Consider the following 26,567-nt stretch of genomic DNA (forward strand, 5'->3'; position numbering starts at 1 on the left):
AATTTTCGCTAATGCTCTTGTTCAGTGGATGCGCGGAAATCGCCGGGGGCGATATATACTGCGCGCCATTCTTCAAGGGAGAGCCGTGTGGCCATCGATATTCACTGGATTCGCGACAACGATAGCCTCGGACGGTTGTGCGCCGAGTGGCAACAGTTGCCATTCGTTGCCCTCGATACCGAATTCATGCGGGTCGACACCTTCTACCCGATCGCTGGTCTGCTGCAGATCGGTGATGGCGTTCGCGCCTATTTGATCGACCCGCTGACCATCGACAACTGGCAGCCATTGGCCGCTTTGCTGGAAAACCCGGCGGTACTCAAAGTTGTCCACGCGTGCAGCGAAGACCTCGAAGTCCTGCTACGCCTGACCGGCAGCCTGCCGGCACCGCTGTTCGATACGCAGCTGGCTGCCGCTTACCTGAACCTTGGTTTTTCCATGGGCTATTCACGGCTGGTGCAGGAAGTGCTCGGCATCGACCTGCCCAAGGGTGAAACCCGTTCCGACTGGCTGCAACGTCCGCTTTCCGAAACCCAGATCAGCTATGCCGCCGAAGACGCCGTGCATTTGGCTGAAGTCTTCGTAAAGCTGCGTCCCAAGCTGTCTGACGACAAATACGTCTGGGTCCTGGAGGACGGCGCCGAACTGGTGGCCAACCTGCGCCGCGAGATCGATCCGTACGAGGTCTATCGCGATGCCAAGCTGGCCTGGAAGCTGTCCCGCGCCCAACTCGCCGTTTTGCGTGAGCTCTGCGCCTGGCGCGAAAAGGAAGCCCGGGCCCGCGACCTGCCGCGCAACCGGATTATCCGCGAGCATTCGTTGTGGCCGCTGGCGCGTACGCAACCGGACAACCTCGGCGCCTTGGCGAAAATCGAAGACATGCACCCGCGTACCGTGCGTCAGGACGGCGAGTTTCTGCTTGATCTGATCAAGCGCTCTGGCAGTGTGTCGCCTGACCAATGGCCGCCAGTCGTGCCGGAGCCGCTGCCGGTGGATGCCGCTGCGCTGCTCAAACAAATGAAGGCCATAGGCCAGGCCGAAGCCGAGCGCCTGAACATCGCGCCGGAACTGATGCTGCGCAAGAAAACCCTGGAAGCGCTGCTCAAGAGCGGCTTCCCCAATGGTCCCTACCAATTGCCTGATTCGTTGCGTGGCTGGCGCCGCGAATTGATGGGCCAGGCGCTGCTCGACAGCCTGGCCACCGCCGGAGAACAGCCTTGAAACGTATTTGTTCCATTTATCGCAGCTCGAAGAGAAACGAAATGTACCTGTATGTGCTCAAGAGCGATGCTCTGGAGCGCGTGCCGGAGCCCCTGATGACAGCCTTCGGCAAGGCCATCCATGCGTTCGACCTGGTGCTGAGCCCCGAGCGCAAGCTGTCGCGCGAGGACATCACGGTCGTGCTGGAAAACCTCGAAAAACAGGGCTATCACCTGCAAATGCCACCTGCCGAAGACGAGTACATCGAGCACCTGCCGGAAGAATTGTTGCGTCGCAACGATCCGATATGAGCGGCAGACAGGCTCTGTTCAGCGTGGTTATGAAACACTGATTGATTTTAGCGATGGCAGCATCGGCGGAGCATTGCTCCGTGGGCGGCCGTCTGCACCGTTTTTGAAAGGTTTGAAGCATGCGCGTCCTGATTGCTGAACACGACCACCCCGTGTACGCCCAACTGTTGCGCGAGGCGGCACCGGATCTGGAGGTGCTGACCAGCGGTGATTCCGCTGAACTGGCCAGTCAGGCCGCCGATTGCCCGGTGTGGCTCGGCCAGCCTGATTTGCTGGCGACCCTGTTGCGTCAGGGCCATCAACCGCAATGGCTGCAATCGACCTGGGCAGGCATCACGCCACTGCTGGCCGATGGCTTGCCGCGGCACTATCGGCTGACCCGTGCAGTCGGAATCTTCGGCCAGGTCATGGCCGAGTACGTGCTCACGTACATGCTCGGTCACGAACGTGAAGTACTGGCGCGACTGGTCAGCCAGGTCGAACGCAAGTGGGACAGTCGCCATGGCCAGAGCCTGGCGGGGCGCAAGGTGTTGATCGTCGGCACCGGTGATATCGGCCAAAGTGTCGCGCAGTTCCTCGTACCGTTCGGCGTCGAGTTGTATGGCGTGGCCAGCAGCGCGCGGGAGCAGGCACCGTTTATCGAAGTCGGTTCACTGGCGGATCTGCCGCGGCTGGTCGGTGAAGTCGATCACGTGGTCAATCTGCTGCCGAACACCGTGGAAACCCACGATATCTACGACGCGGCGCTGTTCAAGCAATTCAAGCCGACCGGGTTGTTCATCAACGCCGGGCGCGGTGTGGCGGTGGTCGATGCTGATCTGGTGGATGCCTTGAAGGAAGGGCATCTGGCGGGCGCAGTGATCGACGTGTGCCGTCAGGAACCCTTGCCCCAGCGTCATCCGTTCTGGACGGCCTGGGGTCTGCTGCTGACCGGCCACAGCTCGGCACCGACTTCGCCTTCGATGATGGTGAAGCTGTTTGTCGAGAACCTGCGGGCGTATCAGGCGGGAGAGGCATTGCGCGGGGAAGTGGATTTCGATCGCGGGTATTGAGGCGCAGCGAAAAAAGATCGCAGCCTGCGGCAGCTCCTACAGGGTGATGTGTACACCTGTAGGAGCTGCCGCAGGCTGCGATCTTTTGCTATTAGAGGGTGAAGTCACCCTCAGCCGCCAACTCGCTCAATGGACGACGCGGGCTTGGCTCTTCACGGGCTTGCAGGTAATCCGCCAGGCTCGCCTTGTCCCCCAGCTTGCCCACCGCGACGGCGGCGTGCAGGGCGTAACCTTCAGGAATGTTCAGCTCCTTGCGGGTGAGCTCCTGGTCGAAGCCGGCCATGCCGTGGGTGTGCCAGCCGCTCAGGCTCGCTTGCAAGGCCAGGTGGCCCCAGGCTGAACCGGTGTCGAAGGTGTGCCACAGGGCCGGGGTTTCTTCGGTGGCGCCAGGTGCGGTGAAGGTGGTTTTCGAAATCACGATCACCAGGGCAGAAGCATGTTGCGCCCAGCTGCGGTTGAATTCATTCAGCAGGCCCAGGTAACGCTCCCAGTTCGGCGTGTCGCGACGAGCGTAGAGGAAACGCCAGGGTTGCGAGTTGTAGGCCGAGGGTGCCCAACGGGCGGCTTCGAAGAAGCTCAGCAGGGTTTCCTCTGGAATCGTTTCGCCAGTGAAGGCGCGGGGCGACCAGCGATCGGTGAACTGAGGGTGAATGGCGTAATCGGCAACGCGTGGGTTGGCACTCATCAAGAGATTCCTGGCTACGTTTGAAAGTGGGAGCAACGCAAAACCCTACTTGGCAGCGCAAAAACTGACAAGCCCGTTCTACCGACAGTCGCCAATGCTTGGCCCGCAGGGCTACGGGCACTAGACTGGCGGCCTTTTCACCACCTGATGTCGATACTCGAACCATGGCCGCCAAAGTAGAACCGTTCTGGATACGCAAGACCCTCGATCAACTCGATCAAGAGGAATGGGAGTCGCTGTGCGACGGCTGTGGATTGTGCTGCCTGCAAAAGCTTGAAGACGAAGACGACAACAGCGTCTATTACACGCGCATCGCCTGCAAACTGCTGGACCTGAAAACCTGCCAGTGCAAGGACTATCCCAACCGCCGTGACTCCGTGCCGGACTGTATCCAGCTCACGCCGGGCAAGGCCGACGAATTCAAATGGCTGCCGCCGACCTGCGGCTATCGCCTGGTCAGCGAAGGCAAGGACCTGCCGTTGTGGCATCACCTGGTGTGCGGTGATCGCGATGCCGTTCATCACGAGCGGATTTCCCAGTCCGGGCGCATGCTCGCCGAAGGCAGCGTGCCGGAAGATGACTGGGAAGATCACCTGATTTTCCGCGCAGGCTGATTGCCAACGTTCAACGTTTCACGAAGGAGTGTGTATGGCTGTGGGATGGCGGCAGGCGTGGGTCGTTGGATTACTGGCCATGAATTCGCCCGCATGGGCTTCGAACAAGGTCAACCTGGACTATCACGTGCGCTTGTTACCCCAGAGCGATCAGGCCGAAGTGCGCCTGACGCTCGCCCAGGGTTCGGCGGTACGCAGCCTGGATTTCGACCTCGGCGACGGCAGCCACTACAGCGACTTCAAGGCTGACGGCCAATGGCAGCTGACCCCAGGCAATGCGGCGCGCGGTGTCTGGCATCCGGCTGCCGACAAGGCCAGCCTGACCTACCGCGTGAACATCAGTCACGGGCGCAAGAGCGGCAGTTTCGACACGCGCATGACGCCGAACTGGGCGTTGATGCGCGGCGACGATCTGGTACCGGCTGCCAGACTCGATCAACAGGACGGCATCGAACTGGTTGCACGCCTGGAGTTCGAACTGCCCGGTGGCTGGAAAAGCGTTGAAACCGCGTGGCCACGAATCGGCCCGAATAAATTCCGTATCGACAACCCTTCCCGACTGTTCGACCGGCCCACGGGCTGGATGCTCGCTGGCCAGCTCGGCAGCCGCCGTACTCGTCTGGGCGAGACCGAAGTCACCGTCGCCTCGCCGCTGGGGCAGGGCATGCGACGTATGGATGTGCTGACGCTGCTGACCTTCGTCTGGCCTCAAGTGCAGGCGCTGTATCCGCGACACCCGGGCAAACTGCTGATCGTCGGGGCCAATGATCCTATGTGGCGCGGCAGCCAGTCGGCGCACGAGTCGATCTACCTCAACAGTCGTCTGCCGTTGGTCAGCGAAAGCGGCACCAGTGCCCTGGTCCGCGAGTTGGCCCAGATGTTCGGGCGGATCAACGGCACGCAGCGCAGTGACTGGATCAGCGAAGGCTTTGCCGAGTATTACGCCATCGAACTGGTGCGCCGGGCCGGAGGCATGAGTGATGAGCGCTTTGAGAACCTGCACGGCAAGCTGGTCAAGAGCAGCCAGAAAGTCACCACGCTGCGCGGCGAGCAGATCAGCCCGGCGCAGGTGGCCAGGGCGGTGGTGTTGCTGCAGGAACTGGATCGCGAGATTCGACTGAAAACCCACAACAAGCGTTCGCTGGATGATGTGCTGCGCGGGGCGATGCGGGTGGGGGATATCGATACCCAGGCGTTTGTTCAGCTCAGCGAGAGTGTGATCGGTGGCTCTTCAAAGGTACTGAGTACCGAGTTGATTCAGTGAGTCCGTCATCGCGAGCAGGCTCGCGATAGGGCCATCAGCCCCGCCAGACGATCCGGATCAAACCCCGGCTTTCGGCGACTTTAACGAATCATTGCCGGTAACGGTGGCGGTTTTGGTTGCTGCCTCGGCATTGGCCTTCAACTGGCTCAGTTCTTCACCCGCCCGCTGGATTTTCGCCCGTACGTTGTTCATGTCCTGACGGCCTTTCTCCAGCAGGCTTTTCGCCGAACTGTGGCCGGTAATACCGCGCGCCAGGGCCGCGCCGCCGATGGCCACCTGGATCAGGCCAAAGATCCCGCCACGCCGCAGGCCCTTGCCCACCATCACCACGCCGCCGGCCAGGGAGCCGATGCGTTCCCAGCCCTGCACGTTCTGCTCGGAAGGGCTCTGGAACGGGGTGGATTCGATACGCTCGACACGTTTGAGTTCGCTCATGGTCTGTCTCCAGGCTTCAGGGATCGATAGTCAAGCTGACTGCCTGGGCGGGCAGCTCGTTCAATCGGATGTGCGGTGATTAGCGGAATTTTGGCCCGGAGCGGGTATTGAGCCCTTTGGACATGCGGTCGTAGAGCACGACGTTGACCGTGGCGGCCAGGTTCATGCAACCGGTGGTCGGAATGTAGACCACGTCTTCACACCAGTCGCGAATTTCTTTATCCAGCGATCCGTCTTCCGGGCCGAAGATGTAGAGCGCGCGATCCGGGTGGGTGTATTCCGGCAACGGGCGGGCGCCCTCGACCAGTTCCACGGCGACGGGCACACAATTGAGGGGCAGGATTTTCTTCAGGTCGTCGATGCCGATCAGCGGGATGTCGTAGTGCACGCGCTTGGTATCGGTGACGAAGTCGGCGGCGCGTTCATAGCGCTTGCCGGTGTAGAACACCGACGCCACGCCGTAACAGCCAGCGGCGCGCATCACCGAACCGACGTTCTCCGGTGATTTGGGGTTATACAAACCAATGCAGCTGTACCGTTTGTCTGCCACGAGCGGGGTGCCTTTCGGGAAAAAAGCGCAATTATACGGGGATTGGGGCAGGGGTGGTCAGTTTGAGATTGGTGGTGTCTGAGCGATTGCTATCGCGAGCAGGCTCGCTCCCACAGTTGACCGAGGTGTCCTGACGGACGCAGAACAATGTGGGAGCGAGCTTGCTCGCGATGAGGCCAGATCAGGCGCTGAAAATCTTCAGTCTTCTTTTTTCATGAGGCCCGCCAAGGCAGCAAACGGGTTATGCGTGGCCTTGGCGATTTTCGGCGTGCTCAGCGAGCCTTCGTCGAAATACTGCTGGTCGGTATAACGCGAGTGCTCGTTATCGTGGCAGTACAGGCACAACAGCTCCCAGTTCGAGCCGTCCTGTGGGTTGTTGTCATGGTTGTGATCGCGGTGGTGCACGGTCAGTTCGCTCAGGCGTTTGCCGGAGAACTCACGGGCGCAGCGGCCACAGACGTGCGGGTACATCTTCAGGGCTTTGTCGCGGTAGCCCATTTCCTTGTCGCGCTGGTTGTCGGCGAGGATGCGATCCAGCTTCGAAGTGTTGGTCGGGGTGGACGAACTCATGGGTTCACCTTTGTAGAAAGACTAATGACGGTTATAGGGTGAAGTTTAGCCTAGCCCTTGAGCTTCTCGGCAATCCAGATGGTGTGGCGGGTGCCCTTGTTGCCGTGGGCGAAGACCTGTACTTCCTCGGCCTTGAAACCGGCTTTCTTCAGTTTGTCGGAAAATTGCCGGTCAGCGCTGGCCGACCACACGGCCAGCACGCCTTTTGGTCTCAGGGCCTTGGCGCAGGCGCTCAGGCCGCCGGCAGAGTACAGCCAGCTGTTGGCTTTCTGGGTCAGGCCTTCGGGACCGTTGTCGACGTCGAGCATGATGGCATCGAAACCCTGGGGCTCGGCCTGCAGTACTTTGGCCACGTCTTCCATGCGAATCACGGTCCGCGGGTCTTGAAGCGGGTTTCCGGCTTTCTCGCCGAGTGGCCCGCGATTCCATTCCACAACGCCCGGCACCAATTCAGCCACCACCACTTCGGCGGTCTTGCCCAGGTGCTTGAGCGCCGAAGCGAGGGTGAAACCCATGCCCAAGCCGCCAATGAGTACTCGTGAATTTGGTCGGCCGGCGACCTTGCGACACGGGATCTCGGCCAAGGCATCTTCGGAGCCGTGCATGCGCGTGTTCATCAATTGTCCGCCGTCGCCGCCCTGGATCTTGATGACAAAATCCTCGCCGTATTCGAACAGGCACAGGGCGCCGCCGTTTTCAGGGATGGGGGTGGTGTCCAGCAGAACGAAACGTTTCATGGGGCTCACTTGAAGAAAATTGGCAGAACTCGGGAGGGCAAACAGACGCAGTTGGGAGTAGCCTGTTTATGACGACAAGGCCAACGGAGCCATTGATGAAGCGCACCATTCTAACGGTCATTGCCCTGGCCGCGCTCTCGATAACTGCAGTGCAGGCTCAACAGCTGCAATCGATTCCCGTCAGCCCCACGCCGATGCCCGGTTCGCCCGGCACCGCGACGCCCACGCCGTACCCGCAGATCAGCCCGGCGCCTTTGCCCAAAGTCGGCCCCGGCAGCAGCGGTCCGCCGTTGGTGCCGATCGAAATGCCGAGCCCGCCGACCAAGGACCAACCCGTGCCGGGCCTGGAGCCCAATCCGCCGAAAGCCAAGTCGCCGGGCGGCTAGACCTGCTGCGAAAGCAGTTGGCCGTCGGCCATGCGCAGGCGTTTGGAGAGGGACACGGCGAGGGCGCGGATGATCTTGGCGGCGATCTTCGGTGCGTCGTTGAGCATCTTCTCCAGCGAGTCCTTGCCCAGGTTGAGCAACTGGCAGTTGCTCGCGGCCACGCAACTGGCCGAGCGCCGTTCGCCATCAAGCACGGCCATTTCGCCGAACGAGCGGCCGCTGCGCAACGTGGCGATGGTGACTCGTTGCCCGTCAGCGTTGGTTTTCTGCACCGCCACCTGGCCGGTGTGGATGATGCACATGAAACTGCCGGCATCGCCCTCCTGAAAGATCTCCTCGCCCTGGGCAATGGTGCTGATACTGAAGTAGCCCGAAGCCGCGGCGAAGTCCGCCGGCAACAGCTGATTGAACAGGCCGCAATCCATCAGCCAGTCGCGAATTTCGTTGTTCAGAAAGGTTGGTTCAGACATGTCGTCACGGTCTTTTTGTAGTGTCTGTTGTTCCGGGTATTGATTGGCCTTTGTAGGAGCGAGCCTGCTCGCGATGAGGCCGGCACATTCGATATTGATGTTGAATGCGCCACCGCTATCGCGAGCAGGCTCGCTCCCACAAGGGATACGGGTTGTATCGGCCGCCGGTGCGTGGAGTTAAGACCGGCACACCGCGCCAGGTTCCTCAGGCAATACCCAATACCTTGAACAAAAATGCATATTCGAGTGCTACGTCACGCAATCCCTGATATCGACCACTCATCCCGCCATGCCCCGCGCCCAGTTCAGTCTTGAGCAGCAGCGGGTTGCTGTCGGTCTTGGTCGCGCGTAGTTTCGCCACCCACTTGGCTGCTTCCCAGTACTGCACGCGGCTGTCGTTGTAGCCGGCGATCACCAGGGTCGCCGGATAAGCTTGCGCGGTGACGTTTTCGTACGGGGCGTAGGCTTTGATCCGATCATGGACGTCCGGCGCTTCAGGGTTGCCCCACTCGTCGTATTCCGTCACGGTCAATGGCAGGTCAGGGTCGAGCATGGTGTTGAGTACGTCGACGAACGGCACTTCGGCGATGGCGGCGCCAAACAGGTCTGGCCGTTGATTGAGCACCGCACCGATCAGCAAGCCACCGGCGCTGCCGCCACTGATCGCCAACTGCGGTGCAGTGGTGAAGCCTTGGGCGATCAGGTGTTCGGCGCAGGCGATAAAGTCGGTGAAGGTGTTGTGCTTGTGCTCCTGCTTACCGGCGCGATACCAGGCTTCCCCCAGTTCGCCGCCGCCACGCACGTGGGCAATGGCAAAGGCCATGCCGCGATCGAGCAGGCTCAGGCGCGCATGGGAAAACCACGGGTCGAGGCTTTCGCCGTAGGCACCATAGCCATAGAGGTACAGTGGCACGGGTTTGCCCAGGTCTGCGCGTTTGATCACCAGGCTGATGGGCACTTGCGTGCCGTCCGGCGCAGTGGCCCACAGGCGCTGGCTGACGTAGGCGTCGGCATCGAACGGGCCGAGCACCGGGGTTTGCTTGAGGACTTTCTGCTCGCCGCTCGCCAGTTCAAGCTGGCGGATTTGCGCCGGACGGTTCAAGGCTTCATAGCGCAGGCGAATCCGGTCGCTTTCGAACTCCAGGCTGTTTTGCACGTGCAGGCTGTAGGCCGCATCCGGCAGTTGCACGCGATAAGGCGCCAGGCCTTGTGGGTGAACTTCAATAACCGGCAAGCCGCCAACCCGCAGGCTCAGGGTCATGACCCCGGTGTTCAGGCTGATGCCGTCGATCATCACCGTGTCGCTGTGGGGGATCAGGTTCTGCCAGTCAGCCTCGGTGGGCGCGGCGCCGGTATCGACGGCCGTGTACAAGGCGAAATTGATGCCGTCACGGTTGCTGCGAATGAACCAGGTCCTTTGGCCGTCGAGTACGCCGTGGTCGACGTCGTACTCATGATCCTCGACCCGTGGCGCGATGCAGGTAAAGGCTTGCTGCGGCTGGTTGGCGTCGAGGACCCAGGCTTCGCTGGTGGTCTTGCTGCCCACGGACAGCAGCAATTGCTGCTCGGAGCTTGAACGGTAGCAATGCATGAAGAAGCGCCCGTCCGGCTCATGGAACACTTCCTCGGCCGCCGTGCCGTCCAGGCGATAGCGATGCAGCTTGTGCGGGCGATGGGTGTCGTCCAGCTCGCCGAAGAACAGCGTCAGGCTGTCGTTGGCCCAGGTCATGCTGCCGTCGCAGTCCTGGAATTCCAGCTCGCTGACACGGCCGTCGGACAATTCCTTCACGAACAGCGTGTAAATCTCGTCGCCGCTGGAGTCGATGCTGTAGGCCAGACGCTGATGGTCCGGACTGATGCTGAACGCACCCAGGGAAAAGAAGCCGCCATTGGCCAGTTCGTTGGGGTCCAGCAGCAGTTGTTCGCGGCTTTCGTCGAGGGTCAGGCTGTCATCGGCCGGACGCGGGCAGCGGTAGTGCCGGGCGTACTCATCGCCCGCCGTGGTGCGGGTGTAGTACAGATAGGGTCCCCACGGCGAGGGCAGGGACAGATCGGTCTCGAGAATCCGTCCCTTGATCTCTTCGAACAGGGTTTCGCGCAATGCGGCCTGGTCGGCGGTTTGCGCTTGCTGATAGCTGTTTTCGGCTTTCAGGTAGTCGAGCACTGCCTCGGTGTCGCGCTCTTGCAGCCAGGCATACGGGTCGGAGCCTTCAGCCTTGTGGGCAATCGGAGCGTCATGAATGTTGGCGGATAGGGGCATGAAGGGCTCTCGAACAGTGTACGGAATAGGGGGCTGGCAACTTGGATAGCGCCCAACAGTCAGGCATTGATGCAGCCTGATGGGCGAAAAGCCGTTATCATAAGCGCCTCTTTGCCTGCCTTGCCATGGACACCATGACCGAGAACGACTATCTGATCGCTTGGGGCCTCTACGCCTTCGCCGCTTTGGGCTGCCTGTTGGTGTGGATGCGCTTGACCCGCTGGATGTGGCGTTGGCTGCGTGAGCCACTGCGCCTGGCGATGGCCGTGCTGCTGTTCAGCCCGACCATCATCGACCCGGTGAAGGACAAAGTCGCACCGGCTGTCGCCATTACCGCGCTCGATCTGCTGTTCAAGGTCGGCAACAACGCCTGGCGGGCTATTTCCGATTTGTTCATGTACGGCATGATTGCATTCGGCCTCTATCTGGTGCTGGTGGCGATCCGTTTCCCTATCGAACGCGCCTCTAAAGCCCGCAAGGAGCGTGAGGCCGCCACCAAAGCCGCCGTCCGTGCCAACGAGCCCGAGGACGATCAACCGTTCGGCGGTGCCGGCGATGATCGTTACGGTCGTCCGCCCGTGCCGAGCAGCCCTCAGCGGATGCGAGTCGAACCCCGTCTGTAACCTTGCCCCTGCGATTGAGCGAGAGTCCGAGCATGTGTGAGTTATTGGGCATGAGCGCCAATGTCCCGACCGATATCGTGTTCAGCTTCACCGGGCTGATGCAGCGCGGCGGACGCACCGGCCCGCACCGCGATGGCTGGGGCATTGCCTTCTATGAAGGCCGTGGGCTGCGGCTGTTCCAGGACCCGGCGGCGAGCTGCGAGTCGGAAGTCGCGAACCTGGTGCAGCGTTATCCGATCAAGAGCGAAGTGGTGATCGGGCACATCCGCCAGGCCAACGTCGGCAAGGTCTGTCTGTCCAACACGCATCCCTTCGTCCGTGAACTGTGGGGGCGCAACTGGTGTTTCGCCCATAACGGCCAGTTGGCGGACTTCCAGCCAGTGGCCAGTTTCTATCGCCCGGTCGGCGATACCGACAGCGAAGCGGCGTTCTGCGATTTGCTCAACCGCGTGCGTGCGGCGTTCCCCGAGCCGGTCGAGGTCGAAGCGTTGCTGCCGGATCTGGTGGCCGCTTGCGCCGAATACCGTAGCAAAGGCGTGTTCAATTGCCTGCTCAGCGACGGCGACTGGCTGTTCTGCTATTGCTCGACCAAGCTGGCGCAAATCACCCGTCGCGCACCGTTTGGCCCGGCGCGCTTGAAGGATGTCGACGTGATCGTCGATTTTCAGGCCGAAACCACGCCTAACGATGTGGTCACCGTCATCGCCACCGAACCCCTGACCGAAAACGAAACCTGGACCCGTTACGAACCGGGTCAATGGAGCCTGTGGCGACGCGGCGAATGCGTCAGCCAGGGCCAGACCTCATAAGGATTCAACCCCCATGTTGCTCAGTTATCTACGGCTGGTGTTGTTTGCGGCGGGCCTGTTGATCGGTGTCCAGGTGCCGGGCTTCATCAGCGATTACGCCAAGCGGGTCGAGGCGCATCTGATCGAGGCGCAGGCCAGCCTGAGCGGGTTCCAGAACACCGCCAATCAGTTCTTCAAGGGTGATATGCAGGCTCTGGTCGGGCATTACCGCGCCAGCGAAGACCCGATCTTTCGCAGCGACGCCGACAGCCTGAGCAACCTGTTGACCCGTCAGGTGGCCTTGGACAAACAGTTCCAGGCAATGCAAGGCCCGTGGTACATCCGCTTCCTGCAAGTGGTGCTGGCCGCCGATCCGGATATCCGCAAGGAAACCTGGAATGGCTACAGCTACCAGATCCTGTTGACGCCCGAAGCGATGGTCTGGGGCATGAGCGGCGCGTTGCTGCTGTCGTTCGGGATTGAGTGCCTGTTCCGTCTGATTGATTGGGTGGTGTTGGGCGGCAAGCGTCTGCGCCAGAGCCGGCCGATCGAAGAGCGTGATTTGCGCGGCTTGTAACACCCTTGAACGTCAAGGAGCCGGCAAGCCGGCTCCTTGCTGGATCACCAATCTATCGAATAGGTCATGCTCAAGGTCCGACCCTCGGCGTTGGGGTAGGGCGCTTTGGCGTTGGCTTGGGCGAACAGGTTGACGTACGTGCGATTGGTCAGGTTGTACACCCCGCCTTCCAGGCGACCGACCGGCAAGTACACGGAGCCGAGCAGGTCCACCAGCGTATAACCTTCGATGTCGCGCCCGTTGTTGTCCTTGGCGGCAGCGTCGTAGCTGGCCAGGTGCATGCCTTGCAGGCGCAGGGTGTAGTCGTCTTCGGTGTAGCCGACGAACAGCGTGGTCTTTGCCGGTGAAATGCGTGTCGCCGGCAGATCGATCCATTTCCCGTTCTGCTGGGTCTCGCCTTTGGCCCAGGCATAGGTGCCACCCACCGACCAGTGATCGGTCGCGCGGTAGGTCAGGCTGTTTTCGATGCCGCGAACCCGCTCTTTCTGGTTGATCAGCCGCAAGACACGGTTATTGGCATCGTAGAACTGGGTCACGTCCGAGGTGTTTTCATAGACGGTGACGTCGGCCTGCCACTGGTCCCAGTCACCACGCCAGCCCAGCTCGTAGCTGTCGACCTTGATGGCCTGGGCGTTGAGACTCTGGATGTCGAAGGTGCTGTTCACGTCCCGCAAGAAGCGCTGGATGTCCGGCAGCGAAAACCCCTGGCTGTAATTGGCGAAGACGTCCTGATGTTCACTCAGGTGATAGACCGCGCCCAGGTTATAGAGCGTGGCGTCGTATTTGAGGGTGTCACCGGGCAGGATGGCGCGCACGCCGGTCTGGACGATCTGACCGTAGGCGATGCTGTCGGAGACCTCGCTTTCGATCCATTCGCGGCGCACACCGCCACGCAAGGTCCAGTCACCGATGTCCCAGGACATCTGTCCGAACAGCGCCTTGGTGGTGGTTTCGATATCCGGGCCCATCTCGTAAGTGGTGCCAGTCTTGGTGTAGGTCAGCCCTTTGAGGGTGTATTGGTCACCGCGCTGGCGGGAGCGTTCGTGATCATAGTCGGCGCCCCAGACCAGGTTGCCCGTCGCGCTGCCGATGGCCGGCAACGGCGTGTCGATGGCCGCACGCAGGCCATACACATCCTGCACGCTGTTGTTGTCGGCGATCCCGGCCTTGCCCCGCGACAGGTCCGGGAAGAACAGCGCGTCGGCCCGGCGCCAGTAGCTTTCCAGTTGCAGGCCCTGGCCGTAGAAGTCGTTGTCGGTGTAGTTGAGGTTGGCCGCCTGGTTATGGGTGTAGGGCTGGTCGTCGAGTTTCAGTCCTTTGACCGCCACGGCCTCTTGCAGGTTTTTCGGGTCTTTTGTGTAGTCAGTGTCCTGCTGGTCTTTGTAGTCCTGCAGCGACAGGCTGAGTTTTTTATCGGCATCCAGTTCGTAACCGAAACGACCTTGCAGGTCATAGGTGTCGGTGTCCATGTTGCTGCCCTGGGACGTGTCCTGAGGGATGCGATTGCCGTTGCCGTCGTACTGATCGTTGCGCTGTGTCAGGTCGGCGGACACGTACCAGTCCAGGGCATCCTTGCGCCCGGTCGCACTCTGAAAGGCCTCGTAGGCGAAACCCTTGCTGTTGAGATTGTTGCCGGTGGTCAAACCCAGTTTGCTGCTGTAGGCAATGTCCTGACCCTGGTTGCGCTTGGTGATGATGTTGATGATGCCGCCCGAAGCACCGGCTCCATAGATGCTGCTGGCACCGGAAACCACCTCGATGCGTTCGATACTGGCCGGTGCGATGCTGTTGAGCTGGCGGAAGTTGTCTCGCGTGGCGTTCTGCGACACGCCGTCGATCAACACCAGCATGTTGCGCCCGCGCAGGGTCTGGCCGAAGTTGCTCATCCCTCCGCTGGATGGCGCCAGGCCGGGAACCAGTTGCCCCAGGATGTCGGAGACCCTGCGCCCGGCGCCACTCTGTTGGCGGATCTGTTGTTCGTCGATCACCTGGACCGAGCCTGGAATCGAGGCAATGGTCGCTTCGCTGCGCGTCGCGGAAACGACGGTGGCTTGCATGTTCAATGTGCCGGGTTGCTGGTCGGTGTCCTCGGCCCAGGCCTGGGCGCTGACGGAGCCGAGCAACGGAATCAACAGGGAAAGTTTGGTTCGGGTCATGAGGTGGTCTTTTTCTTAGTCGTGACAAGTGTGGGTAGAAAAGATTGCGGGGCGCACCCGGATCCTGAGGGCGGCCAGTGCGTAGGCGACGGGGAGCAGCGCGCCTTGCCAGATGCCCCAGAGCAACCGGCTGACGAGAAACCCCAGCCATTCGTTAGCCAGTGCCGTGGCCGCCAGCGTCAGGGCGCAGAGCCAGGCAGCGCCCTCGATGAGGCGCAAGGTGTAAGCCGGATCAGGGATTGGAAGCAGCGCTGCGCGGCGGGCGCCTGGGCATTGCTCAAAGGGTCGAGGGTGATGCGGCGGGACTGGAAGGCTGGAGTGCCGAGGGCTTCGCTCCAGTGTGAGAGCAGTTGCTGCTGTCTTTGCGTGAAAGCGCGCATCAAGTCCGATTCCTTCTGGACAGTGGTTTAGCTGAATGCGCGCAGAGAATACATTTTCAAAATATTAATGCAAATGATAGTAATTGCTTCTTGTGATATGGAAAGCTCCTTTTCAGAGTCTGGCCAGGGGTTTGCTCAAGACCATGTAGCGCTCTCCCACTTTCCGCGCATACTCCTCCAACACTTGCTGACACAACGCCACAATCTCCTCGGCCCACTCCACGCCCACTCGCCACGACACCACCACCTGCAAGTCGGGTGGTCGCTGATCAATGTCCAGCAGGGTCAACTCCCCCCGTGCCAGCTCTTCGGCCACCAGCACCGGCGGCAACGCGCCGATGCCAAAGCCGTCGCGCAGCAGCCGGGTAATCGCCGACACCGAGTTCACGCAGTTCAGACGTGGCGCCGTCACGCCATTGGCCTGCATCAGGGCGAGCACTTCCTGATGCGGGTGAGAGTTTTTCGAGTAGGTAATGATCCGCTCTTTCGCCAGATCGGCGACGCCTGAATACTCACGGTTGTACAGGGAGTTGCTGGCGACAATCCAGCCCATGGGGTGGCTGGCCAGTTCCAGGCTGCGCACGCTTTCCTGACGTAGCAGGTCGGTTTGCAGGATCACGTCGAGAAAGCCTTTTTGCAGCTGATCGCAGAGGTTGAGCGAGGTATCGGCCACCAGTTCGATTTCCACCAGCGGGTAGTGATCGGTCATCTGCGCCACCAGCGGGCTGAGCCAGGTATGGATCACCGTGTCCATCACGCCGATGCGCACCCGTCCGGCCTTGCTCGAGCGAGTCTCGATCGACTGCTTGAGTGCCTGCATGGTGTCCATCATCTGCTCGGCGTAATCGAGCACCTTGAGGCCTTCGGGCGTCAGGCTCACGCCGCGCGAATCCCGCAGAAACAGCTTTACCCCGAGCTCGCCTTCAAGCACTGCGATGCGGCTGGAGATCGAGGCCTGAGTGGTGAAGAGCTTGTCGGCGGTCAGGCGGAAACTCTTGAGTCGGGCGACCCAGACGAAGGTCTCGAGAAACTTCAGGTTCATGGGATAAAGATTTCTTATGTCTAAGGCGGGTTTTTATTAGTTGGACGCAGCTGGGGCGCGCGTCCAAAAATCGACGCATCCGGTTCCCACGATAGGCGTCGTCGGGGCTCAGAACAATACCAATAAAATCAGCGCGGAGATTTGCCATGAGTGCGCCCGACACCACCGCCATCTCGAAAGCCTCGGCCCGCCCGGGACCTTTCGACTGGTATCGCAACATCAATCAGCAGGAACGCCGCACCTTCTGGAGCTGCAAGATCGGCTATGGCCTGGATGGCATGGACACCCAGATGCTCAGCTTCGTGGTGCCGACCCTGATTGCCATGTGGGGCATCACCACCGGCCAGGCCGGGCTGATTCACACCAGCACGCTGATCGCTTCAGCCATCGGTGGTTGGGTGGCGGGGATTCTCTCTGACCGCATCGGTCGTGTGCGCACCTTGCAACTGACCGTGCTGTGGTTTGCCTTCTTCACCTTTCTCTGCGGCTTTGCCCAGAGCTACGAGCAACTGTTGATTGCACGGACCCTGATGGGCTTCGGTTTCGGCGGCGAGTGGACGGCCGGTGCGGTGCTGATGGGCGAGGTGATTCGTGCCCAGGACCGTGGCAAGGCTGTTGGCATGGTGCAGTCCGGCTGGGCGCTGGGTTGGGGGCTGACCGCGATTCTGTATGCGCTGCTGTTCTCGGTATTGCCACCGGAAGACGCCTGGCGCGCGCTGTTCATCCTCGGCATCGTGCCGGCGATTTTCGTGATCTTCGTTCGCCGGTTGGTGAAAGACCCGGAAATCTACCGTGAGGCCAAGGCTAAACAGGAGCCGAGCAATCCGTCGAAGTTCTACGAGATCTTCGCCCCCGGCATGCTGTTCACCACGATTCGCGCTTCGTTGCTGACCACCGGCGCGCTGGGCGGCTACTACGCGATCACGTCCTGGTTGCCGACTTTCCTGAAGAACGAACGCGGTTTGAGCGTACTCAATACCAGCGGTTATCTGGCGATGGTGATCGTCGGGTCCTACGTCGGTTATGTCATCAGCGCCTATTTGACCGACATCCTCGGACGTAAAAAGAACTTCATCCTGTTCGCCGTGGGCTCGTTCACCATTGTCTTGCTGTACACACAACTGCCGGTCAGCAACAGCGTGATGCTGTGGCTGGGCTTTCCGTTGGGCTTTTTCGCCTCGGGGATCTTCAGTGGCATGGGCGCATTCCTGACCGAATTGTTCCCCACACGGATTCGCGGTTCGGGCCAGGGTTTTTGCTACAACATCGGCCGGGCGCTGGCGGCGTTGTTCCCGCTGCTGATCGGCCTGCTCAGCCAGACCGTGCCGCTGAGTGTAGGCATCGGTGCCTTTGCGGCGGTTTCCTACGGCGTGGTGATCCTCGCGGCCCTGAGTTTGCCGGAAACCCGTGGCAAGCAACTCGACGCCCAGTAACTGATAATCTGCGGGGCTGTCTTACAGATATGTCCCGCAGCTGAAAAGAATAAAGCCTACAGGAGTGTTCAGCGTGAGCCGCCTGCTATTGAACTGCGACATCGGCGAGAGTTTCGGCAGCTGGACCATGGGTCTGGACGCAGAAATCATGCCCTTCATCGATTGCGCCAACATCGCCTGCGGTTTTCACGCCGGCGACCCGAGCATCATGCGCAAGACCGTCAGCCTCGCCCTCAGCCACGGTGTGCAAGTTGGCGCGCATCCGGCCTATCAGGACCTGGTGGGGTTCGGCCGTCGCTCCATGGGCTATGCCCCCCAGGAACTTCAGGACATTCTGCATTACCAGATCGGCGCCCTCGACGGCATATGCCGGGCCCAGGGTGGGCGAGTCAGTTACGTCAAACCCCATGGAGCGATGTACAACGACATGATGGCTAACCCGACTCTGCTGTGCGCTGTTTTGCAAGCAGTGGCGTCCTATGACCGCAACCTGCCGCTGATGTTGATGGCCACCCGCGACAACAGCGCGGCCCAACAAATGGGCGATGAATACGGCGTGACCCTGTGGTTCGAGGCCTTCGCCGATCGGGCTTACGACAGCGCCGGCAAGCTGGTCTCGCGACAACTGCCGGGAGCGGTGCATCACGACGCGGAAACAATCATCGGGCAGGCGCTGACCATTGCCCGTGGCGATCCGCTCACCGCCAGCGATGGCAGCGCCCTGCATTTGCAGGCCAACACCCTTTGCGTGCACGGCGACAACGCCAGTTCGGTCGCAGCCGTGCAACGCATCCGTGAAGCCTTGAACCGGCAGATCGCGTCATGAAGCTGTGGGTAGAAGTGGTGGCGCTGGATTGCCTGATGGTGCGCCTGTTCGATGAAATTGCCGAAGCCAACATGCCGTGGATGCTGGCGGCCAGTGAAAGTCTGCGCACGGCATTTGCCGGGCATCTGATCGATCTGGTGCCGTCCTACACCACCTTGATGGTGCATTACGACTTGACCGCGCTGAGTCCCGCCCAGGCACGGGAATTGATTGCCCAAGCGCTGATCGATCTGTCGCCCAACGCCCATGACCGCGGCAAATGTCATGTGTTGCCGGTGTGGTACGACTTGAGCGTCGGCCCGGAGCTGAGCCTGTTGTCGCAGCGCAGCGGGTTGGCGGTGGAGCAGGTGATCCGTCGTCACTGCGAGCGTGAATATCAGGTGTTTGCCCTGGGTTTTGCACCGGGCTTCGCCTTCATGGGACTGGTAGAAGAGGTGCTCGCCGCGCCGCGTCTGAACACGCCACGCAAGAAAGTCGCGGCCGGCAGTGTCGGCATCGCCGAACGGCAGACGGCGGCCTACCCGGTGGTGTCGCCGGGGGGCTGGAACCTGATTGGCCGCACGCCGGCCAAATTGTTCGATCGCAACCGTGACGGCTACAGCCTGATGCAACCGGGTGACACCGTACGATTCGAAGCGGTCGGCCATGCCGAATTCATTAACCTGGGCGGTGACGATACGCCACTGGAGGCCATGGCATGAGCCGGCTGGTGATTGAAGCGAGTACGCCACTGTGTCTGTTGCAGGATGCCGGTCGATTCGGCGTGCGACATCTGGGCGTGACCCAGGGCGGAGCGGCCGATTGGCGTTCGATGTCCTGGGCCAACTGGCTGTTGGGCAACGGGCTGGATGCGCCGGTAATCGAAATCACCCTCGGCGGGTTCACTGTCGTGGCCGAGGAAGACTGCGTGCTGGCCTTGGCCGGAGCGGATCTTGGCGCGCAGGTGGACGGCGAAGCGCTGGCGCCATGGCGCAGTTTCAGGCTGCACAAAGGCCAGCGTTTGCAATTCATCCGGCCGCTACTCGGTGCCCGGGCCTATTTGGCGGCGCCGGGTGGGTTTGATGCGCCGAAAGTGCTGGGCAGCAGCGCGACAGTGGTCCGTGAGGAACTCGGCGGCCTGGACGGAATGGGCCATGCGCTGGGTAAAGGCGCGACCTTGAGCTTCTCGGGGAGCTCGCTGGTATTGCTGCGGGAGTTGCCGAGCCAATGGGTGCAGGATTTCACCGGCGAGCCACTGCTGGATCTGGTGCTCGGTGCGCAGATTGGCGAGTTCAGCGGGCAGAGCCTGTTCGATGCGTTCAACAGCGTGTGGAGCCTCGACAGCCGAGCCGACCGGATGGGGGTTCGCCTGTTGGGTAAGGCGCTGCAGTACCAGGGCAAACCGATGATTTCCGAAGGCATTCCGTTGGGGGCAGTGCAGGTACCGCCCGACGGGCAGCCGATTGTGTTGCTCAATGATCGGCAGACCATTGGTGGGTATCCGCGATTGGGAGCGTTGACGCCGTTGGCGCTGGCGCGGCTGGCGCAGTGTTTGCCGGGGGCGCGGGTGCGGTTGCGGCCGGTGGTGCAGGACGTGGCGCACCGCGAACAAGTCGAGTACTTGCAGCGATTTTCGAACAGCTAAAAGCTTCGCGAGCAAGCTCGCTTCCACAATGGAACTGTGTCGTTCACAAGTTTCATGAACAACACAGCCCCCTGTGGGAGCGAGCCTGCTCGCGATGGCGTCAGACCAGGCAAGCGTATTACTTGGATAAAAACCGCATCCCTTCCTCCAACCCCCTCAGGGTCAGCGGATACATCTGGTCCTCGATCAAATCCCGCACGATGTTGGTCGATGAGGTATAGCCCCAGGTGTCCTTCGGATACGGGTTGATCCAGATGAGCTTCTTGTACTTCTCCTTGAACCGCTGCATCCACACGTAACCGGCTTCTTCGTTCCAGTGCTCGACACTGCCGCCCGCTTGGGTGATTTCATAGGGCGCCATGGCGGCGTCGCCGATGAAGATCACTTTGTAGTCGGCACCGTACTTGTGCAGCAGGTCCATGGTCGAGGTGCGCTCGGAGGTGCGGCGCATGTTGTTCTTCCACACCGATTCATAAATGAAGTTATGGAAGTAGAAGTACTCCAGATGTTTGAACTCGGTCTTGCAGGCCGAGAACAACTCCTCGCAAATCTTCACATGGGCGTCCATCGAGCCGCCGATGTCGAACAGCAGCAACAGCTTGACGGTGTTGCGCCGCTCCGGCCGCATCTGGATGTTCAGCAGGCCGGCATCCTTGGCGGTGTGGTCGATGGTGCCATCGATGTCCAGTTCTTCCGCCGCACCTTGCCGGGCAAACTTGCGCAAGCGCCGTAGGGCGACCTTGATGTTGCGCGTACCCAGTTCGACAGAGTCGTCGAGGTTCTTGTATTCGCGCTGGTCCCAGACCTTGGCCGCCTTGCCCTGGCGCTTGCCAGCGTCGCCGACCCGAATGCCTTCCGGGTTGAAACCACCGGAACCGAACGGGCTGGTGCCCCCGGTGCCGATCCACTTGTTGCCACCGGCGTGGCGTTCCTTCTGTTCTTCGAGGCGTTTCTTGAACTCTTCGATCAGCTTGTCCAGGCCACCGAGGGACTGGATCGCCGCTCGCTCTTCGTCGGTCAGCGAACGCTCGAATTCCTTGCGCAGCCAGTCTTCCGGAATCAGCGCCTGCAGGTGATCGTCGAGCTTTTCCAGGCCATTGAAGTAGGCACCGAACGCCCGGTCGAACTTGTCGAAATGCCGTTCGTCCTTCACCAGGATCGTCCGGGACAGGTAATAGAACTCGTCCATGTCGGCGAAGGTCACGCGCTGTTTCAGCGCGTTGATCAGGTCCAGCAGCTCACGCACCGAGACCGGCACCTTGGCTGCGCGCATTTCATTGAACAGGTTGAGCAGCATGGCATCAGCCTCTTAGCGGGTGCCGCGACGGCTCATGAACGCCAGACGCTCCAGCAGTTGCACGTCCTGTTCGTTCTTCACCAAAGCGCCGGCCAGCGGCGGGATGGCTTTGGTCGGATCGCGTTCACGCAGCACCGCTTCGCCGATGTTGTCGGCCATCAGCAGCTTCAGCCAGTCCACCAGCTCGGAGGTCGAAGGCTTCTTCTTCAGGCCCGGCACCTTGCGCACGTCGAAGAACACGTCCAGCGCTTCGCTGACCAGATCCTTCTTGATGTCCGGGTAGTGCACGTCGACGATCCGCTGCATCGTGACACGGTCTGGGAAGGCGATGTAGTGGAAGAAGCAGCGGCGCAGGAACGCGTCCGGCAGCTCTTTCTCGTTGTTGGAGGTAATGATGATGATCGGGCGCTTCTTGGCCTTGATGGTCTCGTCGATTTCGTAAACGTAGAACTCCATTTTGTCGAGTTCTTGCAGCAGGTCGTTGGGGAATTCGATGTCGGCCTTGTCGATTTCGTCGATCAACAGGATGACCCGCTCTTCGGACTCGAAAGCTTCCCAGAGCTTGCCCTTTTTCAGGTAGTTGCGAACGTCGTGAACCTTTTCCGTGCCCAGTTGCGAGTCACGCAGGCGGCTGACCGCGTCGTACTCGTACAGGCCTTGATGGGCCTTGGTGGTGGACTTGATGTGCCAGGTGATCAGCTTGGCGCCAAAGGATTCGGCCAGTTGCTCGGCGAGCATGGTCTTGCCGGTGCCCGGTTCGCCCTTGACCAGCAACGGTCGCTCCAGGGTGATGGCGGCGTTGACCGCCAGCTTCAGGTCATCGGTGGCGACGTAGGCCTGGGTGCCTTCGAACTTCATCTGCTAATCCTCGAACGGTAACGCCGACCTGAACGAGGCAGGGCGGGGGCGCAATAAAATGGTCAGTCCCGACTATAACGCGGTGCCCGGTCGACTGTGAACGCAGACGGCTTATTCAGTCTCTGAATGGGGCGTCACATCTTGACTCGGTCTCGGTAGGTGGCCAGTATTTAGCTATCGCCATTTTGGCGATATCATGTCGGGCATGTCTACAAAATACCGATTTCGAGATACATACCGCATTCAGTTGCGCGAAAAGGATCATCCACCGCCACACGTTCATCTGACGGGTGGCGGGCTGGACGTCATGCTGAGCCTGGAAACTGTCGACGTGATGGTGGGCAAGGCGCCGCCGCTGATTCTCAGGGAAGCTCTGGAGTGGATCAAAGCTAACCAGACTCAATTGCTGGAGGATTGGAAACGATGCTACCCATGAAACGGCCACGGTTATCGGCAGTGCAAGCGTTGTCGGATTATCGTCTGGCGCTGACATTTATCGATGGTCAGCAACTGCTGCTCGATTTGAGCCGCGACCTGCATGCCTATCCAGGCCTGCAACCTTTACAGGGGGGCGCTTTTCAGCATGCAGCGTTGGGTGACGATGGCTGGAGTGTCGAATGGCCTGAGCTTGATATCCAGATTGGTGCAGACACTCTCTATCTGGATGCCTTGGCGCAAAATGCAGCCGACGAGAACACCCGAATCTTCATCGATTGGCGTGCTCGCACCGGGTTACCACTTAATCAGGCGGCTGAAGCGCTGGGGGTCAGTACCCGTAGCATCACCCGATACAGCAGTGGTCGCGAAGCGGTGCCGCGATCGTTAGCCCTGGCCTGCCTGGGTTGGGATTTCCTGCAACAGCAATCGAATTCGCCCCGTGCGGCAGAAGACACTGGCCGGTACATCGTCACGCGCAAAAATTAGCCTGCATCCAGCTTGGCTCGTTCATACCGCGCATTGAACGCCTGGATGAATCCATTGCGTAAAATCTGCAAAAAAGCCTGAAACGCGCTGACATCTTGCTGGTGCACGTTGCCCTTGAGTTCGACCCGTGTCGCAAACTGGTTTTTGCCCTGGTTTTTCAAGACGGTCTCGGTACCGCCGACGAGGGCTTCCCAAATCGAGCGGAACAGCCCTTTGTCCTTGTTTTCCACATCCTGCTGCCAGTTGAACACGTCGACATTGCGTAGCAGCGGCTTGATGTAGTCGGTCAATTGCCCCCTGCTGGCTGAGGCTTCGTTCACCGCGTCGCCATGGCCGGCATTAAAGTCGAACTTGCCGTAGGCCGCGGCGAAGTCGTTCAAACGCTTGAGCTCGGTATTCGTGGTGCGCAAGCGAAACTCGAAGTCTTCAAAGTCGCTCAAGGGGTCGAAGGTGGCCGTGGTTTCCAGTGGTGCGTGCCCTAGCAGCAGGGCTTTACCTTCGAAGCGCGCATCACGCTTGTCTTTGGTGTCGACCACGTTGGTCAGGTTGTAGATGTTGGCACCCACGGCGCACTGACGAAAGGCACTGGCACCTGGCCTTCGATCTTGACGATTTTCAGTCCGTTGATTTTGTAGGCGCCGCGCCACAGGGCCAGGTCCACGTCGGTGATTTGGCCGCGGTAGTCGCCCATGTTCGCCAGCCGCTCATTGAGGTAGTTGCGTACCAGATAGGGCAAGGCGATGTGGAGCGTTATCAGCAGCACAATGAGGCCGATGAGGGGCCCCAGAGGCCAACTGTATCGACGTTTCATGGCGGCAAATCTCTGCCGGTCCAAAGTCATTGACTGCACTGATAAGCGGACGTTCGACCTGACTGGACGCCTGCGGGCAAGAGGGCTTACCTTGATGCCCTATTTCAATGCTGTCGTTAAGGACCCAGCCATGAGCCGCATTTTCGCTGACAACGCCCACTCCATTGGCAATACGCCGCTGGTGCAGATCAATCGTATTGCGCCGCGTGGTGTGACCATCCTGGCCAAGATCGAAGGGCGCAACCCGGGTTACTCGGTCAAGTGCCGGATCGGCGCGAACATGATCTGGGATGCCGAGAGCAGTGGCAAACTCAAGCCGGGCATGACCATCGTCGAACCCACCTCCGGCAATACCGGCATCGGCCTGGCCTTCGTGGCCGCCGCCCGTGGCTACAAACTGATGCTGACCATGCCGGCGTCCATGAGTATCGAGCGCCGCAAGGTACTCAAGGCACTGGGCGCCGAACTGGTGTTGACCGAGCCGGCCAAAGGCATGAAGGGCGCGATCGAGAAAGCCGGTGAAATCGTTGCCGGCGACCCGTCGAAGTACTTCATGCCGGCGCAATTCGATAACCCGGCCAACCCGGCCATCCACGAAAAAACCACCGGCCCGGAAATCTGGAACGATACCGACGGCGCGGTCGACGTGCTGGTGGCAGGCGTCGGAACCGGTGGAACCATCACCGGGGTTTCACGGTATATCAAGAATACCCAGGGCAAGCCGATACTCTCGGTGGCGGTGGAACCGGTGGTGTCGCCGGTGATCACCCAGGCCTTGGCCGGTGAGGAAATCAAGCCAAGCCCGCACAAGATCCAGGGTATCGGTGCCGGTTTTGTGCCGAAGAATCTCGATTTGTCGATCGTCGATCGAGTGGAGCTGGTCAGTGACGAAGAGTCCAAGGCCATGGCCTTGCGCTTGATGCAGGAAGAGGGAATCTTGTGCGGGATTTCCTGCGGCGCCGCCATGGCAGTGGCCGTTCGGCTGGCCGAGACCCCGGAAATGCAGGGCAAGACCATCGTCGTGATCCTGCCGGATTCCGGTGAGCGTTACCTGTCGAGCATGCTGTTCAGTGATCTGTTTACCGAACAGGAGAATCAGCAGTAAGCGCTGAACATTGGCGGGTCGTGGCTGGCGGTGATGGCTGAGGTGTTGTCGCTGGTTGCGATCCATTGAACGGGTCCGGTTGATGATGGATTTGCATCAGTCAGCGTTCAGGCACCTTATGTTAATGAGTGCTTTGTTGCACATTCATTAACATTGAGTGTTGAAAAGTGCAGGTTTTCACCAAGGCGGTAGTCTTTATCATGCTGGCAGCCACGTCGGGCAATGGACGTGGAGCAGTGTCGTTTATCTTCAAAGGAGTTGTTGATGACTTTATCGGTTGCCGCGAAGGCCTCGTTGTTGCTGCTGTTTCTCGGGAGCACTCTCTATGTGCATTTGCGTGGCAAGGCGCGTCTTCCGGTTTTGCGCCAGTTCGTTAACCATTCGGCACTGTTCGCACCCTATAACGCCTTGATGTACCTGTTTTCCGATGTGCCTTCGAAACCGTATCTGGATCGCAGCAAGTTCCCGGAACTGGATCTGCTCAAGGACAACTGGGAGGTGATTCGCGACGAAGCGATGCACTTGTTCGATGAGGGGTATATTCGAGCGGCGGCAAAGAACAACGACGCCGGTTTTGGCTCGTTCTTCAAGAAGGGCTGGAAGCGTTTCTATCTCAAGTGGTATGACAAACCGCTGCCATCTGCCGAAGCCTTGTGCCCGAAAACCGTGGAATTGGTCAACAGCATTCCCGGCGTCAAAGGCGCCATGTTCGCGTTGCTGCCGGGTGGCAGCCACCTCAACCCGCATCGTGATCCGTTTGCCGGCTCCCTGCGTTATCACTTGGGCCTCTCCACTCCCAATTCCGATGACTGCCGCATCTTCGTCGACGGGCAGGTTTACGCCTGGCGCGATGGTGAGGACGTGATGTTCGACGAGACCTACGTGCACTGGGTCAAGAATGAAACGGAAAAGACCCGCGTCATCCTGTTCTGCGATATCGAACGCCCGCTGAGCAATCGCCTCATGACCCGCATCAATCGCAGTATCAGCGCCTGGCTGGGGCGCGCCACAGCCCCTCAGAACCTGGACGACGAGCGTGTAGGCGGGATCAACCAGGTCTACGCCTGGAGCAAGAATTCCAGCGATAAATTCAGTGGTGTGGTGAAGCAGTGGAAACGCCGTAACCCCAAGGCATATCGCGTTTTTCGGCCGGTTTTGGCCGTAGCGGTATTTGGGTTGCTTGTCTATTGGCTGTTTGTCTGAGTTGTCCCGCTAGGTAGGAAAAAAGACCGCCGAACGGCGATCTTTCTTTCGGTTTTTTGGGAACTTTGTTACAGCTTTGTAGTACGATTCGTCCCCGTAAACGCCCTGAGACTACAGTGGAGACCCTGTGTCGGATTTATGTCGTCTTAGGCTTCACTGGCCTTGTTGGTCTGTATTTTGCTTTAAAGGTTGAGTTCGTTTTGCATGGATTTTGCGTACGAGATGTTCGAAACCTCACCTAAATCAGGCTGAAAGCCAAGAAGGTTGTGCTCAAGAACGCAGTCCAAGCCATGTGGAAATACTGCTGATGGCCGGGTGGCAGCGTTGCTTGGGATGCTGTGTGGGAATTCGGATGTGCAGTACTGACTCCTCTTGCGCTGTCTGAA

At 60.1% G+C, this 26,567-nt stretch carries 28 protein-coding genes and 2 pseudogenes; 17 read left to right on the forward strand and 13 right to left on the reverse strand.

Annotated elements, in window-relative coordinates:
• Positions 1–87 precede the first annotated feature (87 nt).
• From rnd to AABM52_RS06960, 3 genes are all read left to right on the forward strand, one after another.
• Complete coding sequence (gene rnd, locus AABM52_RS06950; protein ID WP_347911056.1) at positions 88–1,221, forward strand: ribonuclease D; 1,134 nt, start codon at positions 88–90, stop codon at positions 1,219–1,221.
• A complete protein-coding gene (locus AABM52_RS06955; protein WP_347911057.1) occupies positions 1,218–1,511 on the forward strand; it encodes a YcgL domain-containing protein in 294 nt (97 codons plus the stop codon). Before rnd ends, AABM52_RS06955 begins: the two co-directional genes overlap by 4 nt.
• 119 nt (positions 1,512–1,630) lie before the next feature.
• Complete coding sequence (locus tag AABM52_RS06960; protein ID WP_347911058.1) at positions 1,631–2,563, forward strand: D-2-hydroxyacid dehydrogenase; 933 nt, start codon at positions 1,631–1,633, stop codon at positions 2,561–2,563.
• A 91-nt stretch (positions 2,564–2,654) separates the two neighbouring features.
• On the opposite strand, the gene AABM52_RS06965 is transcribed toward AABM52_RS06960, so the two are convergent.
• Complete coding sequence (locus AABM52_RS06965; RefSeq protein WP_150717811.1) at positions 2,655–3,248, reverse strand: nitroreductase family protein; 594 nt, start codon at positions 3,246–3,248, stop codon at positions 2,655–2,657.
• A 164-nt stretch (positions 3,249–3,412) separates the two neighbouring features.
• On the opposite strand from AABM52_RS06965, the gene AABM52_RS06970 reads away from it, so the two are divergent.
• Together AABM52_RS06970 and AABM52_RS06975 are read left to right on the forward strand one after the other, a co-directional pair.
• Positions 3,413–3,862, forward strand: a complete 450-nt coding sequence (locus AABM52_RS06970) for a YcgN family cysteine cluster protein (protein WP_095945369.1) — start codon at positions 3,413–3,415, stop codon at positions 3,860–3,862.
• Between the two features lie 34 nt (positions 3,863–3,896).
• Positions 3,897–5,126, forward strand: a complete 1,230-nt coding sequence (locus tag AABM52_RS06975; protein ID WP_347911060.1) for a hypothetical protein — start codon at positions 3,897–3,899, stop codon at positions 5,124–5,126.
• Between the two features lie 57 nt (positions 5,127–5,183).
• On the opposite strand, the gene AABM52_RS06980 is transcribed toward AABM52_RS06975, so the two are convergent.
• The 4 genes from AABM52_RS06980 to AABM52_RS06995 form a co-directional block, all read right to left on the reverse strand.
• Positions 5,184–5,561, reverse strand: a complete 378-nt coding sequence (locus AABM52_RS06980) for a DUF2892 domain-containing protein (RefSeq protein ID WP_347911061.1) — start codon at positions 5,559–5,561, stop codon at positions 5,184–5,186.
• Between the two features lie 79 nt (positions 5,562–5,640).
• On the reverse strand, positions 5,641–6,111 hold the full coding sequence (locus AABM52_RS06985) for an RNA methyltransferase (RefSeq protein WP_007993783.1): 471 nt from the start codon (positions 6,109–6,111) through the stop codon (positions 5,641–5,643).
• 198 nt (positions 6,112–6,309) lie between these two features.
• A complete protein-coding gene (locus AABM52_RS06990; protein WP_007898702.1) occupies positions 6,310–6,681 on the reverse strand; it encodes a YajD family HNH nuclease in 372 nt (123 codons plus the stop codon).
• Positions 6,682–6,731: 50 nt separating this feature from the next.
• On the reverse strand, positions 6,732–7,418 hold the full coding sequence (locus tag AABM52_RS06995; RefSeq protein ID WP_046043858.1) for a spermidine synthase: 687 nt from the start codon (positions 7,416–7,418) through the stop codon (positions 6,732–6,734).
• Positions 7,419–7,513: 95 nt separating this feature from the next.
• On the opposite strand from AABM52_RS06995, the gene AABM52_RS07000 reads away from it, so the two are divergent.
• Entirely contained in the window at positions 7,514–7,804 is a 291-nt protein-coding gene (locus AABM52_RS07000) for a hypothetical protein (protein WP_347911062.1), read from the forward strand.
• On the opposite strand, the gene AABM52_RS07005 is transcribed toward AABM52_RS07000, so the two are convergent.
• Both AABM52_RS07005 and AABM52_RS07010 read right to left on the reverse strand, forming a co-directional pair.
• Positions 7,801–8,274 (reverse strand): cyclic nucleotide-binding domain-containing protein, encoded by a 474-nt coding sequence (locus tag AABM52_RS07005; RefSeq protein WP_056721336.1) that lies wholly within the window; start codon positions 8,272–8,274, stop codon positions 7,801–7,803. The two genes, AABM52_RS07000 and AABM52_RS07005, sit on opposite strands and share 4 nt — an antisense overlap.
• Positions 8,275–8,479: 205 nt before the next feature.
• On the reverse strand, positions 8,480–10,534 hold the full coding sequence (locus AABM52_RS07010) for a S9 family peptidase (protein ID WP_347911063.1): 2,055 nt from the start codon (positions 10,532–10,534) through the stop codon (positions 8,480–8,482).
• A 125-nt stretch (positions 10,535–10,659) separates the two neighbouring features.
• Here AABM52_RS07010 and AABM52_RS07015 point away from each other — a divergent pair, with 125 nt between their 5' ends.
• Genes AABM52_RS07015 through AABM52_RS07025 form a run of 3 tightly spaced genes read left to right on the forward strand, consistent with a single transcriptional unit; the run spans position 10,660 to position 12,522 of the window.
• Positions 10,660–11,157, forward strand: a complete 498-nt coding sequence (locus AABM52_RS07015; protein ID WP_347911064.1) for an MFS transporter — start codon at positions 10,660–10,662, stop codon at positions 11,155–11,157.
• 32 nt (positions 11,158–11,189) lie between these two features.
• Positions 11,190–11,966, forward strand: a complete 777-nt coding sequence (locus AABM52_RS07020) for a class II glutamine amidotransferase (protein WP_046043863.1) — start codon at positions 11,190–11,192, stop codon at positions 11,964–11,966.
• Positions 11,967–11,979: 13 nt separating this feature from the next.
• A complete protein-coding gene (locus tag AABM52_RS07025; protein WP_347911066.1) occupies positions 11,980–12,522 on the forward strand; it encodes a DUF2937 family protein in 543 nt (180 codons plus the stop codon).
• Between the two features lie 44 nt (positions 12,523–12,566).
• Here the strand turns inward: AABM52_RS07025 and AABM52_RS07030 are convergent, their stop codons facing one another.
• From AABM52_RS07030 to AABM52_RS07040, 3 genes and pseudogenes are all read right to left on the reverse strand, one after another.
• Positions 12,567–14,678 carry a TonB-dependent receptor gene (locus AABM52_RS07030; RefSeq protein ID WP_347911067.1) on the reverse strand — a complete coding sequence of 704 codons (2,112 nt, stop codon included), beginning with the start codon at positions 14,676–14,678 and terminating at the stop codon, positions 12,567–12,569.
• 75 nt (positions 14,679–14,753) lie between these two features.
• Positions 14,754–14,909, reverse strand: a pseudogene (locus AABM52_RS07035) (MFS transporter); the annotation flags it as partial.
• 261 nt (positions 14,910–15,170) lie between these two features.
• Positions 15,171–16,100, reverse strand: a complete 930-nt coding sequence (locus AABM52_RS07040) for a LysR family transcriptional regulator (RefSeq protein WP_347911068.1) — start codon at positions 16,098–16,100, stop codon at positions 15,171–15,173.
• A 146-nt stretch (positions 16,101–16,246) separates the two neighbouring features.
• On the opposite strand from AABM52_RS07040, the gene AABM52_RS07045 reads away from it, so the two are divergent.
• The 4 genes from AABM52_RS07045 (at position 16,247) to AABM52_RS07060 (ending at position 19,983) form a co-directional block, all read left to right on the forward strand.
• Positions 16,247–17,533 (forward strand): MFS transporter, encoded by a 1,287-nt coding sequence (locus tag AABM52_RS07045; RefSeq protein WP_347911069.1) that lies wholly within the window; start codon positions 16,247–16,249, stop codon positions 17,531–17,533.
• Between the two features lie 73 nt (positions 17,534–17,606).
• A complete protein-coding gene (locus AABM52_RS07050; protein ID WP_347911070.1) occupies positions 17,607–18,359 on the forward strand; it encodes a 5-oxoprolinase subunit PxpA in 753 nt (250 codons plus the stop codon).
• Positions 18,356–19,060, forward strand: a complete 705-nt coding sequence (pxpB, locus tag AABM52_RS07055) for a 5-oxoprolinase subunit PxpB (RefSeq protein ID WP_347911071.1) — start codon at positions 18,356–18,358, stop codon at positions 19,058–19,060. Before AABM52_RS07050 ends, pxpB begins: the two co-directional genes overlap by 4 nt.
• Complete coding sequence (locus tag AABM52_RS07060; RefSeq protein ID WP_347911073.1) at positions 19,057–19,983, forward strand: biotin-dependent carboxyltransferase family protein; 927 nt, start codon at positions 19,057–19,059, stop codon at positions 19,981–19,983. The genes pxpB and AABM52_RS07060 overlap by 4 nt, the downstream gene beginning before the upstream one ends.
• Positions 19,984–20,101: 118 nt before the next feature.
• On the opposite strand, the gene AABM52_RS07065 is transcribed toward AABM52_RS07060, so the two are convergent.
• Together AABM52_RS07065 and AABM52_RS07070 are read right to left on the reverse strand one after the other, a co-directional pair.
• Complete coding sequence (locus tag AABM52_RS07065; protein ID WP_347911074.1) at positions 20,102–21,280, reverse strand: VWA domain-containing protein; 1,179 nt, start codon at positions 21,278–21,280, stop codon at positions 20,102–20,104.
• Positions 21,281–21,292: 12 nt separating this feature from the next.
• The gene (locus tag AABM52_RS07070; protein WP_007984829.1) at positions 21,293–22,138 is read right to left on the reverse strand and encodes a MoxR family ATPase; all 846 of its coding nucleotides are present in this window, start codon (positions 22,136–22,138) and stop codon (positions 21,293–21,295) included.
• Between the two features lie 205 nt (positions 22,139–22,343).
• Here AABM52_RS07070 and AABM52_RS07075 point away from each other — a divergent pair, with 205 nt between their 5' ends.
• Positions 22,344–22,574, forward strand: coding sequence for a DUF4160 domain-containing protein (locus AABM52_RS07075; RefSeq protein WP_347912591.1), 231 nt, complete (start codon positions 22,344–22,346; stop codon positions 22,572–22,574).
• Complete coding sequence (locus AABM52_RS07080; protein WP_347911075.1) at positions 22,562–23,062, forward strand: DUF2442 domain-containing protein; 501 nt, start codon at positions 22,562–22,564, stop codon at positions 23,060–23,062. Before AABM52_RS07075 ends, AABM52_RS07080 begins: the two co-directional genes overlap by 13 nt.
• Here the strand turns inward: AABM52_RS07080 and AABM52_RS07085 are convergent.
• Positions 23,059–23,873: pseudogene (locus tag AABM52_RS07085) on the reverse strand (hypothetical protein). The gene AABM52_RS07080 and the pseudogene AABM52_RS07085 sit on opposite strands and share 4 nt — an antisense overlap.
• 130 nt (positions 23,874–24,003) lie before the next feature.
• Here AABM52_RS07085 and cysK point away from each other — a divergent pair.
• Both cysK and AABM52_RS07095 read left to right on the forward strand, forming a co-directional pair.
• Positions 24,004–24,978 carry a cysteine synthase A gene (cysK, locus tag AABM52_RS07090; protein WP_347911076.1) on the forward strand — a complete coding sequence of 325 codons (975 nt, stop codon included), beginning with the start codon at positions 24,004–24,006 and terminating at the stop codon, positions 24,976–24,978.
• 264 nt (positions 24,979–25,242) lie between these two features.
• Complete coding sequence (locus AABM52_RS07095; RefSeq protein WP_347911077.1) at positions 25,243–26,181, forward strand: aspartyl/asparaginyl beta-hydroxylase domain-containing protein; 939 nt, start codon at positions 25,243–25,245, stop codon at positions 26,179–26,181.
• Positions 26,182–26,567 lie beyond the last annotated feature (386 nt).

The sequence above is a fragment of the Pseudomonas grandcourensis genome, assembly GCF_039909015.1.
GTDB lineage: Bacteria > Pseudomonadota > Gammaproteobacteria > Pseudomonadales > Pseudomonadaceae > Aquipseudomonas > Aquipseudomonas grandcourensis.